The 12,414-nt window shown below is 57.7% G+C and carries 11 protein-coding genes; 8 read left to right on the top strand and 3 right to left on the bottom strand.

The window, feature by feature from the left end; all coding sequences use genetic code 11:
• Window positions 1–3: 3 nt before the first annotated feature.
• Genes iolE through iolG form a run of 3 tightly spaced genes read left to right on the top strand, consistent with a single transcriptional unit; the run spans window position 4 to window position 2,755 of the window.
• Window positions 4–909, top strand: a complete 906-nt coding sequence (gene iolE, locus LG297_RS12485; RefSeq protein WP_404420701.1) for a myo-inosose-2 dehydratase — start codon at window positions 4–6, stop codon at window positions 907–909.
• Window positions 909–1,712, top strand: coding sequence for a 5-deoxy-glucuronate isomerase (iolB, locus tag LG297_RS12480; protein ID WP_404420699.1), 804 nt, complete (start codon window positions 909–911; stop codon window positions 1,710–1,712). The genes iolE and iolB overlap by 1 nt, the downstream gene beginning before the upstream one ends.
• Window positions 1,713–1,765: 53 nt before the next feature.
• A complete protein-coding gene (gene iolG, locus LG297_RS12475) occupies window positions 1,766–2,755 on the top strand; it encodes an inositol 2-dehydrogenase (protein ID WP_404420697.1) in 990 nt (329 codons plus the stop codon).
• Window positions 2,756–3,181: 426 nt separating this feature from the next.
• Here the strand turns inward: iolG and LG297_RS12470 are convergent, their stop codons facing one another.
• From LG297_RS12470 to LG297_RS12460, 3 genes are all read right to left on the bottom strand, one after another.
• A complete protein-coding gene (locus tag LG297_RS12470) occupies window positions 3,182–5,149 on the bottom strand; it encodes a 3-hydroxyacyl-CoA dehydrogenase NAD-binding domain-containing protein (RefSeq protein WP_404420695.1) in 1,968 nt (655 codons plus the stop codon).
• Window positions 5,149–5,985 (bottom strand): alpha/beta hydrolase, encoded by an 837-nt coding sequence (locus LG297_RS12465; RefSeq protein ID WP_404420693.1) that lies wholly within the window; start codon window positions 5,983–5,985, stop codon window positions 5,149–5,151. The genes LG297_RS12470 and LG297_RS12465 overlap by 1 nt, the downstream gene beginning before the upstream one ends.
• Window positions 5,986–6,063: 78 nt before the next feature.
• A complete protein-coding gene (locus LG297_RS12460; RefSeq protein ID WP_404420691.1) occupies window positions 6,064–6,684 on the bottom strand; it encodes an HNH endonuclease in 621 nt (206 codons plus the stop codon).
• Window positions 6,685–6,873: 189 nt separating this feature from the next.
• Here LG297_RS12460 and LG297_RS12455 point away from each other — a divergent pair, with 189 nt between their 5' ends.
• From LG297_RS12455 to LG297_RS12435, 5 genes are read left to right on the top strand one after another with little or no spacing between them, the layout of a single operon-like run.
• Entirely contained in the window at window positions 6,874–9,168 is a 2,295-nt protein-coding gene (locus LG297_RS12455; RefSeq protein ID WP_404420689.1) for a bifunctional salicylyl-CoA 5-hydroxylase/oxidoreductase, read from the top strand.
• Between the two features lie 3 nt (window positions 9,169–9,171).
• Window positions 9,172–9,930 carry an SDR family NAD(P)-dependent oxidoreductase gene (locus LG297_RS12450; RefSeq protein ID WP_404420687.1) on the top strand — a complete coding sequence of 253 codons (759 nt, stop codon included), beginning with the start codon at window positions 9,172–9,174 and terminating at the stop codon, window positions 9,928–9,930.
• A gap of 2 nt (window positions 9,931–9,932) precedes the next feature.
• Window positions 9,933–10,424: a MarR family winged helix-turn-helix transcriptional regulator gene (locus tag LG297_RS12445; RefSeq protein ID WP_404420685.1), complete on the top strand. Its 492-nt coding sequence runs from the start codon at window positions 9,933–9,935 to the stop codon at window positions 10,422–10,424.
• Window positions 10,417–11,229: an enoyl-CoA hydratase family protein gene (locus tag LG297_RS12440; protein WP_404420683.1), complete on the top strand. Its 813-nt coding sequence runs from the start codon at window positions 10,417–10,419 to the stop codon at window positions 11,227–11,229. The genes LG297_RS12445 and LG297_RS12440 overlap by 8 nt, the downstream gene beginning before the upstream one ends.
• Window positions 11,229–12,398 (top strand): acyl-CoA dehydrogenase family protein, encoded by a 1,170-nt coding sequence (locus tag LG297_RS12435; RefSeq protein ID WP_404420681.1) that lies wholly within the window; start codon window positions 11,229–11,231, stop codon window positions 12,396–12,398. The genes LG297_RS12440 and LG297_RS12435 overlap by 1 nt, the downstream gene beginning before the upstream one ends.
• Window positions 12,399–12,414: the final 16 nt, after the last annotated feature.

Below are 12,414 nucleotides of genomic sequence, written 5' to 3'. Positions count from 1 at the left end.
AAAATGATCCTTTACGGCACAAACCCGATTGCCTGGTCCAATGACGATGATCAGACGCTGGGTGCTGAAATCAGCCTTGAAACCTGTTTGTCCGAAGCAGGTGAAATCGGTTTTGACGGGATTGAAAAAGGCCACAAGATGCCGACCGAACCGGCGGCACTGAAGGCCAAGCTTGATCCCAACGGGCTTAAATTCGTGTCGGGCTGGCATTCGCTTAACCTTCTGACCCATTCGGTCGAGGACGAGAAAAAGGCGATCCAGCCGCATCTGGATTTGCTGAAAGCCATGGGATGCAAGGTGTGCATCGTGTGCGAAACCAGCAATGCGATTCACGGCAATGACAATGCACCATTGTCCGAAAGCCCGGTTTTGCCAGCGGATAAATGGGCGAAATTTGGCGCGGACGTCGAGGCGATTGCCGCCTATTGCGCCGATCAGGGTGTCACATTGGTGTATCACCACCATATGGGCACGATTGTTGAAACGACCGATGAAATTCATGCCTTCATGGCCCATACCGGCCCGAAAACGCATTTGTTGCTTGATACCGGGCATGCATGGTTTGGCGGGGCAAATCCCGAAGAACTGGCAACCCGTTATATGGATCGGGTTGCCCACATCCATTGCAAGAATGTGCGTCCGAAAATCGCCGAGCAGGTGCGCAATCAGCATCTGAGCTTCCTTGAAGGGGTGCGGCGCGGGGTGTTTACCGTGCCCGGTGACGAGGAAGGCATTGTTGATTTCGAACCGGTTTTGAAAATCGCGGCCGAGCATGGTTATTCCGGCTGGCTGGTGATCGAGGCCGAACAGGACCCGGTCGTGCGCAACCCGTTCAAATATCAATCGATGGGGCTTAAGGCGCTTCGTGCGATGGCGCAGAAAACCCGACTGGATAAGGGAGAAGCCTGATGGCCGATCTGCTGAGAAAACCGTCGGGGACCCGTGGAAAGGTCCATGACATTACCGCCCAAAGTGCCAATTGGGGCTATGTCGGGTTCGGGCTTTATCATCTGAAAGCGGGTGAAACAGCAGCCGAGCCGACGGGCGACCGCGAGGTGATTTTGGTGCTTGTCGAAGGCAAGGCGGAAATCGCGGTGGGGGACCAGAATTTCGGGGAACTGGGCAAACGCATGAGCGTGTTTGAACGTATCCCGCCAGCCTGTGTTTATGCGCCCAACGATACCGATTGGAATGCCAAGGCGACAACCGATTGCGTTTTGGCGGTCTGCACCGCGCCGTGCAAGGGCAATTATCCGGCGCGCGTGATCAGCGATATCGAGATGGTCGAACGCGGCAAGGGCGCCAATACGCGATACATCCATCCGATTGCGATGGAGGAAAAGGATATTGCCGACAGTCTGCTTGTGACCGAGGTTTTCACGCCGTCCGGCAACTGGTCAAGCTATCCGCCGCACCGCCATGACGAGGATAATTATCCCGACATGACCTATCTTGAGGAAACCTATTATCACCGTTTGAATCCCAAACAAGGTTTTGGTTTCCAGCGGGTGTTTACCGAGGATGGGGAGCTTGACGAAACCATGGCGGTTTCGGACGGCGATGTGGTGCTGGTGCCCAAGGGGCATCACCCGTGCGGCAGTCCTTATGGCTATGAGATGTATTATCTGAATGTCATGGCCGGGCCGATGCGCAAATGGCGGTTCCAGAACCATCCCGATCATGACTGGATTTTCCAGCGCGACAGCAAATAACCCGTTTTCCGTATTCCCATCTTCGCAACATTTGTCCTTTCAGGATGTCAGACATGCTTAATATCGGACTTCTTGGTGCTGGCCGTATCGGCATCACCCACGCCAAAGCCGTTCAGGCCCTGCCAAATGCCAAAATCGCCAAGGTTTTCGACCCGGTCGATGCCGCGGCGGAAAATGCCATTGCCCTGACCGGGGCCACCCGTGCGACGGTCGAGGAAATCATGGCGGATGGCGATATTCACGCCGTTATCATTGCGACCCCGACCGACCTTCATGCCGATCAGATCGAACTGGCCGCGCGTGCGGGCAAGGCGATTTTCTGTGAAAAGCCGATTGATCTGGATGCCGGGCGGGTGCGCGATTGCCTGAAGGTGGTCGAGGAAACCGGCGCGGTTCTGATGGTCGGGTTCAACCGCCGTTTTGACCCCAGTTTTGCCCGCCTTCGCGCCGAAATTGACGCGGGCGCGATTGGCGATGTTGAAATGGTTCAGATCACATCGCGTGATCCGTCCGCCCCGCCGGTCGATTATATCAAACGGTCGGGCGGGCTTTTCCGCGACATGATGATCCATGACCTTGATATGGCGCGGTTCCTTCTGGGCGAGGAAATCGTGTCGGTCTATGCGACCGGTGCGGTCCTGACCGATCCGGCGATCAAGGCGACGGGGGATGTCGATAGTGCTGCGGCGACGCTTCGGACCAAAAGCGGACGGATGGCGGTGATTACCAATTCGCGCCGTGCGACATATGGCTATGACCAGCGCATCGAAGTGCATGGCTCAAAGGGCCTTGTCGAGGCCGGAAACCATCGCACCACGTCGGTTACGGTGGCGAACGGGGCGGGCTATACTGCCGAACCGTTGATGGATTTCTTCATGTCGCGTTATGCCGATGCCTATCGGATCGAGCTTACGACGTTCTGTGATGTGGTGGCGGGTAAAACCAGCAACTATCCCAGCGGTGCGGATGGCCTGAAAGCCTTGATTCTGGCCGATGCGGCGCTTGAATCGCTTGCGAGTGGCAAGGAAGTTCTGGTCGGGTAAGCAAAAAAATTGCCGACCACGTCAAAAAGTTCTTGATTTGTTCTTTTTGGTCTGCTATACAGGACAAATCAACACCAGAATTGCGCCCGTCGGGAATTTCCCGGCGGGCGTTTTTGTTTTGGCGGTATGCGGCGGACAGCCAGATTGGCGGTTCGTCGGGTCGGTATTATGGCCACGGGCGGCGATTTTGGCCGTCTTGCTGGCGGTCAAGCGGGGGACAAACGGCAGTCAAAAGCAGTCAAAGACGGCCAAGCGGGAGAGTTGCGCCCGGTTTGCGGGCTGTTTGAGCGCCAGTTGAGCGTCATTTGGGTGGCTTTATGCCCGAGTTGCGCCCGGCTTGTGCCGGGTCGCGGGTCGGAGTGATGTGGGAGAAGGGCCGGGTTCGGATGCCTTTCCGGGGCCGTGAAAGCCCCGGATTTTGGGCATTCAGGCGGTGTTTTTGAGGAACATCGGCCCGCCCTTGTGACGGGGGAAGCCATAGCCGTTGACCATCACGACATCGATGGCATCGGGGCTGTGCGCGATGCCTTCGGCCAGGATTTTTTCGCCTTCTGCCTGCATGGCAGAGAGGATGGTTTCGATGATTTCGGTTTCGGAAAACGGGCGGCGTTTGATGCCCTTTTTCGCCGATTCAGCGATCACCAGTTCATCGACAACAGGATCAGGGAAAGCTTTGCCATGTTCATCATAGCGATACCATCCAAGGCCATTCTTGCGCCCGAAACGGCCCATTTCACAGAGATAATCGCCAAGGGCGACATATCGTTCATTGGGGGCGCGGGTGGGTGCCAGGCGTTTGCGCGTGGCCCATGAGATTTCAAGCCCGGCCATGTCCTGCATGGCAAACAGGCCCATCGGGAAGCCGAAATTGGTCATGGCGCGGTCAATCTCAGACGGGAGAGATCCGTCTTCGAGCATGTATTCGCAGTGTTTGCGATAGGCCGACATGATCCGGTTACCGATGAAGCCATCACAGACCCCGCAGGGGACCGCGATCTTGCCCAGCCGTTTGGCAAAGGCAAGGGCGGTTGCCAGTGAGGAGGGGCTTGCCAAGCGGGTGCGGACGACTTCGAGCAATTTCATCACATGCGCCGGGGAGAAGAAATGCAGGCCGATCACCCGTTCGGGATGGGTGCAGGCAGTCGCAATCGCGTCGATGTCGAGATAGGAGGTGTTGGACGCCAGCACCGCATCGGGTTTGCAATGGGCGGAGAGTTTGGCAAACACGTCGTGCTTGACGCCTATGTCCTCGAACACGGCCTCGATCACCAGATCGCAATCGGCAAGGGCGGCGTAATCCGTGCTGCTGACGAGATCGCCCAGAAGCTGATCATGGCGGGACTGGCTGATGATGCCGCGTTTGAGCGACCCGCCGAGATGATGGCGGACATTGGCGATGCCGCGTTCACAGGCATCGTCATCGCGTTCGATCATCACCACGGCATAGCCGGCCAGAAGGGCGGCGGTAGCAATCCCGGCCCCCATGATGCCGCCGCCAATGACGCCGATTTCGGCAACGGGGCGGGGATCGACCCCGGCCAGTTCGGGCAGCTTGGCAACCGATCGTTCGGCAAAGAAAATATGGCGCAGCGCCTTTGACTGGTCACTGTCGCGAAGGCGAATGAAGTTTTCGCGTTCGATCCCAAGGGCGGTTTGGGCACCGCCGGTGACGGCGGCCCGAATGGTTTGGGCGGCAATCACGGGGGCATCCTGCCCACGGGCCTTTTTGCCGATCCCGGCAATCAGGGCATCCCATCCATCGGTGTCCGGGGCATTGACCGGGGCGCGGTCAATCAGGGCGGCCGGGCAGGGATCACTTTTGATCCGCTCGGCCAAGGCGATTGCGGCGATCCGCAAATCACCATCCGCAATTTCGTCGATCAGGCCGAAATCATGGGCGGTGGTGGCCGTGACCGGTTTGCCGCCGGTGATCATGGTGATCGCGTTTTCAACCGCGATCAGGCGGGGCAAGCGCACGGTGCCACCGGCACCAGGAATCAGGCCAAGATTAACCTCGGGCAGGCCCAATTTGGCCGTCGCCGTCGCGATGCGGTAATGACAGCCGAGCGCAACCTCAAGCCCGCCGCCAAGGGCATTGCCGTGAATGGCGGCAATCAGCGGCTTGGTCGATTGTTCGAGTTTCAGGATCAGATCGGGCAGGATCGGATCGATTGGCGGTTTGCCAAATTCGGTGACATCGGCACCGGCGATAAAGGTTGATCCGGCGCAGATCAGGATCGCAGCACGGATGGCATCATCGCGGTTGATCTCATCGAGTGCATTCCAGATTCCCAGACGGACGGCATGGCTGGTGGCGTTGATCGGCGGGTGATCAATCGTGATGATCGCGATGTCGTTTTCGGTTGAGAGGCTGACGGGGGATATTGTGGACATTATGCGTCCTCCGGCTCGATCGGATGCAGCAGGCAGGCGACCAGATCGGAATCCGGATCGGCCAGATCGGCGATGACGTCGAAATGGTGTTTGCCGGGGGCCTCGACCACGCGGGTCGCAGCACCTAGCCCGGTCCAGATATTGGCAAGAAGGTCGTTCTGGCGGATAAACTCCGGCCTCTCATCCGCGCCCACCCAGCAGGTAATCGAACATGGCAGATGCGGGCGGGTCAGCGCCGCACTTTCGGCGATTGCTTCGTCTTCGTCGAGTTTCAGAACATCATTCATCGCGGTTTTCAGAAGCGGGCGCAGATCGTGCAGGCCGCTTATTGATACGGTGTTTTTGATGCGTGCCTGCGTTGCCGCTGACAGGGGCGAGGAGGCGCAATTCATCCGGCTGACCAGATGACCGCCCGCCGAATGGCCGGTCAGGTGGATCGGGCCTGAAATGCGATTGGCAACATGATCAATCGCCGCCCCGATCTGTCGGGTGATGTACGACAGGCGGGCATCGGGGGCCAAAGTATAGCTTGGCAGACAGACCGCCCAGCCGCGCGCAACCGCCCCGCGTGCCAGATGCGACCATGTCGATTTATCAAATGCCTTCCAATAGCCGCCATGCACGAAAACGACCGTGCCCTTTGGGCTGCCTTCGGGCAGGAACAGGTCGTATCTTTCGCGCGCGGCATTGCCATAGGCAATATCGAGTTCCGCCCGGCCTGACGCCGCCATTTCATCGCGGAAGGCCGATGCCAGTTCGGCCCACATGCCGGGAAATTCCGCCGCACCCCTGATATGGTCGCCATTGGCGTATGCGTCGTCCCAGTTGGTGATCATTTTTTTATCGTCCCTTTTTTGGAGTGCGGGTTTCTGTTTCAGCCCGCAATAGACTTCGTTAGGCCCTTCAGTATCGAATCACGTCATCAATCGTTCCAGCCCGTCCCAAGAGCTACGCAAAGGTTCTCTGGTTCTGGGATCAAGGAGCCCGACTTCTTCGGTCAGAAAATTCATCCGCCCAAAGTTACATGGTGCGCACGTAATCACCAGATTATCGAGGTCGTTGTTGCCGCCCCTTGCGTGGGGAATCACGTGATCATACTGAAGCCACATCGCTTGAAATGCGGCGTGTTGTTCGGTGTTTTTCCGGCCCCATTTCAATGATTCCGGGTAGAGACTTGCCAATTTCGCACGGACTTCTTTGCGAATGACGGGAATGCCGCAAAAGCGGCAATGGAAAGCGTCCCGTTCATGGAGATATTTCTTTTCCAACGCATTTGGCATTCGGGCCACGACCCGCTGTTCTTTGGTCAAAACAGGTGCTGCGCCAGAAATCCCGCTATAGGAAACGTAGGGGCTGTTCTTGCCCCAGATTGATTCCGTCCAGTCCCGGATGATCGGCATATCTGATCGTTTGATCAGAGTTGCAGCCTGTTCATGTTCCCCCTTTAGATGCGCGGTTACCGCAGCATCCAAATACTGAGCCGCTATCGCAATTTCAGGGATTGGTTCGCGGAAACATGACCGCAGGTCGGACATCAGAGATACCTTGTTGTTGGCTTGCTTGAAGCAACTTGCATCGTCTTGTTTCGGGGATTCTAGGGGAAAATCGAGATATTTCAAACCCAAATATTTTATGCTTGAAATAAATGTCGGGCAGGCGTACCGTTTTTGGAGTTTCCCAAAACAACCGGGGCAAAGACCCCCATATCAAGAAGGGAAAATCAGGTGAGAATAGCTTGTTTGGGTGGCGGTCCTGCGGGGCTTTATTTTGCGATTTCGATGAAATTGCGCGATCCCGGCCATGAGGTCGTGGTGATCGAGCGCAACAAGCCCGATGACACGTTTGGCTGGGGGGTTGTCCTGTCGGACGAGACGCTGACCAATCTTGCGCAGAATGATGCCAAAAGTGCCGAGGCGATCCGGGCGCATTTTTCATACTGGGATGATGTTGCGGTTCTGTATCGCGGCGAAAAAACCGTATCGACCGGGCATGGTTTTTGCGGCATCGGGCGCAAGCAGCTTTTGATCCTGTTACAGCAGCGCGCACGTGAACTGGGCGTTGATCTTCGGTTCGAGACCGAGGCCGAAAGTGCGGCGCATTATGCCAGGGAATTCGACCTTGTCGTCGCATCCGACGGGCTTAATTCCAAAACCCGCAGCGAATTTGCAGGCACCTTCCAGCCCGATATCGATACCCGGAAATGCAAGTTTGTCTGGCTGGGCACGCATCAGAAATTCGATGATGCCTTTACCTTTATTTTCGAGGAAACCGAGAAGGGATGGGTCTGGGCGCACGCCTATCAGTTTGATGACAAGACCGCGACCTTTATTGTCGAATGTTCGCAAGCGACCTGGGAAGCCTATGGTTTCGGCGACATGACCAAGGAAGAGTCGATTGCCACCTGCGAGGAAATCTTCAAGGATCACCTTGGTGGTCATGCGCTTATCAGCAATGCGCATCATGTGCGTGGTTCGGCGTGGCTGAGCTTCCCCCGGGTTCTGTGCAAAACATGGTCGCATGAGAATATCGTCCTTATGGGTGATGCGGCGGCGACCGCGCATTTTTCCATCGGATCGGGCACCAAACTGGCCCTTGAAAGTGCCATCGGGCTTGCCAATTACCTGCATTCCGAGGCCGACCTGCCATCCGCCTTTGCCAAATATGAAGACGAACGCCGGTTGGAGGTTTTGCGCCTGCAATCAGCCGCACGCAATTCGATGGAATGGTTCGAGGAGATCGAGCGGTATTTCCATTTCGACCCGGTGCAGTTTACCTATTCCCTTCTGACCCGATCGCAGCGCATCAGCCATGAGAACCTTCGGATGCGCGATGCCAAGTGGCTTAAGGATGCCGAAGGATGGTTCCAGCGCAAGGCGGGCATTCCCGCCAATGACGAAGTCCGTCACCCGATGTTCGTGCCGTTTACATTGCGTGACATGAAACTGAAAAACCGCATCGTGGTGTCGCCGATGGCGCAATACAAGGCGGTGGATGGCTGCCCGACCGATTGGCATCTGGTGCATTATGCGGAGCGGGCCAAGGGTGGTGCGGGGCTGGTTTATACCGAAATGACCTGTGTGTCCGACACGGGACGCATCACGCCGGGCTGCCCCGGTTTTTACGCGCCGTCGCACGAGGCGGCATGGAAACGGATTGTTGATTTCGTCCATTCCGAAACGGATGCCAAAATCTGTGCGCAGATCGGTCATTCCGGGCGCAAGGGTTCGACCCAACTGGGTTGGGAGGAAATGGATGCGCCGCTGAAATCCGGTAACTGGCCGATCATGTCGGCATCCGACATTGCGTGGTCGGACCGCAACCAGACGCCAAAACCGATGACGCGTGATGATATGGATATGGTGCGCGATCAGTTCGTCGCAGCCGCCGAAATGGCGGATCGGGCGGGCTTTGACATGATCGAGGTCCATGCAGCGCATGGTTATCTTCTGTCATCCTTCATCAGCCCGGTCAGCAATGTGCGGGCGGATGAATATGGCGGGTCGCTTGAAAACCGGATGCGTTATCCGTTGGAAGTGATTGATGCAGTGCGTGCCGCATGGCCCGCGCACAAGCCGTTATCGGTGCGTATTTCGGCCAATGACTGGGTCGGGGATGAGGGCGTGACACCCGAAGAAGCGGTCGAGATCGCCCGGATGTTGCAGGCCCATGATGTTGATATCTGTGACGTGTCGGCAGGTCAGACGACCAAGGCCGCACGGCCCGTCTATGGCCGCATGTTCCAGACGCCGTTTTCCGACCGCATCCGCAACGAGGCGCATATGGCAACGATGGCGGTTGGCAATATTTACGAACCCGATCACGTCAATTCGATCCTGATGGCGGGACGGGCGGACCTTGTGTGCCTTGCGCGGCCGCATCTGGCCGATCCGTACTGGACGCTGCATGCGGCGGCAACGCTTGGCAACCGGACGGAAAACTGGCCGGAGCCATACCATGCCGGGCGGGATCAGATGAGGCGTCTGGCGGAACGGTCCGACGTCATGACCGGGAAGGTGTGACCCATGGGAAACCTTGCCATCAGCACAGCATTGATTACCGGCGGCGGGTCGGGTGTGGGGGCCGTGATGGCCCGTATGCTGGCCGATGCCGGGGTGAAGGTCGCGGTATCAGGCCGCCGTGCCGAGATGCTGGCCGAGGTGGCAAAACATCCGGGTATCACCGCGATACAAGCCGATGTGACGGACGAGGCATCGGTGCGCGCGATGTTTGGCACATTTTGCGATGTGATCGGCGCGCCCGATCTGGTGATTGCCAATGCGGGCATGGCCGAAAGCGCACCGTTTGGCAAGACATCCATCGACCTTTGGAAGCGCACGATGGATGTGAACCTGACGGGCACGTTTTTGACGTTCCGCGAGGGGTTGAACGTGATGGACCGCGCCAAGCCGGGGCGGTTGATTTCGATTGCATCGACGGCGGGGCTTAAGGGTTATGCCTATGTCACCGCCTATTGCGCGGCAAAACATGCGGTCATCGGGCTTGTCAAAAGCCTTGCGACCGAGCTTGCATCGACGCCGATCACGGTCAATGCGGTGTGTCCCGGTTTCATGGAAACGCCGATGCTTGCGCAGTCGGTTGCCAATATCGTTGCGAAAACCGGCATGAGTGCGGAAGACGCGCGCGCAAGCCTTGCGAAGATCAATCCGCAGAACCGGTTCATCCAGCCCGAAGAAGTTGCCGAGACCGTCATGTGGCTGGCAAGCCGCCAGGCCGCATCGATCACCGGGCAGGCGATTTCGGTATCGGGAGGAGAGATATGAATATGGATAAGACAGTCCGCGACCCCGATATGCCGCCAAACGAAACATCGGATATTTCAAAGGCGCGCCTGCGGGCATGGCTGCAAATCCTTAGAGTGTCGCGCAAGATCGAGGGCGAACTTCGCGAGAAGATGCGCCTTGAATTCGGGTCCACCCTGCCGCGCTTTGACGTGATGGCAGCGCTTTACCGGTCCCGTGACGGGATGCGCATGAGCGAGCTTTCAAGCGCGTTGATGGTTTCAAACGGCAATGTCACCGGGATTGTCGACCGGCTGGTGACCGAGGGGATGCTGGTGCGCGTGCCGGTCGAAAATGATCGCCGGGCATCGATCGTGCGCCTGACGGAAGCGGGCGAAAAGGATTTTGCCGAGCGGGCCCTTGTGCATGAAGGCTGGGTTTCCGAGCTGTTTTCCGATCTGTCGGCCAGTGATGCCGATGCCCTGATCCGTATTCTTCGGACTGTTTATCATCATAACGAGGCGCACCATGACTAAGATGGCAAACATCACGCCAAAGCATTTCAACTGGCGCATGGAAGGCGATGTTGCGGTCATTTCGCTGGATCGGCCGGAACGCAAAAACCCGCTGACGTTCGAGAGCTATGCCGAGCTTCGCGATACGTTCCGCGATCTGGTTTATGCCGATGATATCAAGGCGGTGGTGTTTGGATCGAACGGCGGCAATTTCTGTTCGGGCGGGGACGTGCACGACATTATCGGCCCGCTGATCGACAAGGACATGAAGGGGCTTTTGGAATTTACCCGCATGACCGGCGATCTGGTCAAGGCGATCATTGGCTGTGGCAAACCGGTGATTGCAGCCGTCGATGGCATTTGCGTCGGTGCGGGGGCGATCATTGCCATGGCGTCGGATTTGCGCATTGCGACCCCGGCATCCAAAACCGCGTTCCTGTTTACCCGTGTCGGGCTTGCGGGTTGTGACATGGGGGCCTGTGCGATCCTGCCGCGCATCATCGGGCAGGGGCGTGCCGCCGAACTTCTTTATACCGGGCGTTCCATGAGTGCAGATGAGGGCGAGCGGTGGGGGTTCTTTAACCGGCTGGTCGAGGGTGACGTTCTGGAGGCCGAGGCGATTGCATTGGCGACCCGGATTTCCGAAGGCCCGAATTTCGGTCACATGATGACGAAAACCATGCTGGCGCAGGAATGGAATATGGGGATCGAACAGGCGATTGAGGCCGAAGCGCAGGCGCAGGCGATCTGCATGCAGACCGAGGATTTCAACCGCGCCTACAAGGCATTTGTCGCCAAGGAAAAACCGGTGTTCGAGGGGAACTGATGGCTGATACGTCCTATCTTGACTGGCCGTTTTTCGAAGACCGGCACCGCGAACTTGCCGCACGGCTTGATGCGTGGGCGGCGGCCAATCTTGATGGTATCGATCATCATGATGTCGACGGGGCGTGCCGTGACCTTGTGGCGCGTTTGAATGATGGCGGGTGGCTGAAACATGCCGCGATTGACCCGGATTGTGACCCCGATCAGGACGGGGCGAAGCTTGACGTCCGGTCGCTTTGCCTGATCCGTGAGACGCTGGCGCGGTATGACGGGCTGGCGGATTTTGCCTTTGCCATGCAGGGGCTTGGCAGCGGGGCGATTTCGCTGTTTGGCACCAGGGCGCAGCGGGCCGGGGTCCTGCCCAAGGTTCGATCCGGCAAGGCGATTGCCGCCTTTGCCCTGACCGAACCGCAATCGGGATCGGATGTTGCCAATATCGCGCTTGAGGCGCGGGCGGACGGCGGCCATTTCGTGCTGAATGGCGAGAAAACCTGGATTTCCAATGGCGGGATTGCCGATTTTTATTGCGTCTTTGCGCGGACCGGCGAGGCCTCCGGGGCCAAGGGGCTTTCGGCGTTTCTGGTACCCGCCAACACACCGGGCCTTTCGATTGCCGAGCGGCTGGAAACCATTGCGCCGCATCCCTTGGCGCGGTTGAAATTTGATGATTGCCGCATTCCGGCAAGCAGCCTGATCGGCCTTCCGGGTGAAGGGTTCAAGATCGCGATGTCGGTTCTGGACGTGTTCCGGTCCACCGTTGCCGCCGCTGCCTTGGGCTTTGCCCGTCGGGCGCTTGACGAAACCCTCAACCGGGTTCAGTCCCGTGAATTGTTTGGTGCACCGCTTTTTGATTTGCAGATGGTGCAGGGGCATGTGGCCGACATGGCGCTTGATGTCGATGCCAGTGCGCTTCTGGTCTATCGCGCGGCGTGGCTGAAAGACAGCGGGGCATCGCGGGTGTCGCGCGAGGCCGCGATGGCAAAACTTTATTCAACCGATCATGCCCAAACCGTCATCGACAAGGCGGTACAAATACATGGCGGCGATGGTGTGCGAAGTGGTCACATTGTTGAAACGCTGTATCGGGAAATTCGCGCCCTTCGGATTTATGAAGGCGCGTCAGACGTCCAGAAAATAATCATTGCACGGCAAACGCTGGCACAAAAATAGCTGTATCAGGGGCTTA

Source organism: Thalassospira australica (assembly GCF_044790785.1).
Lineage (GTDB): Bacteria > Pseudomonadota > Alphaproteobacteria > Rhodospirillales > Thalassospiraceae > Thalassospira > Thalassospira australica_A.
This window is presented reverse-complemented; position numbering and strand designations above follow the sequence as displayed.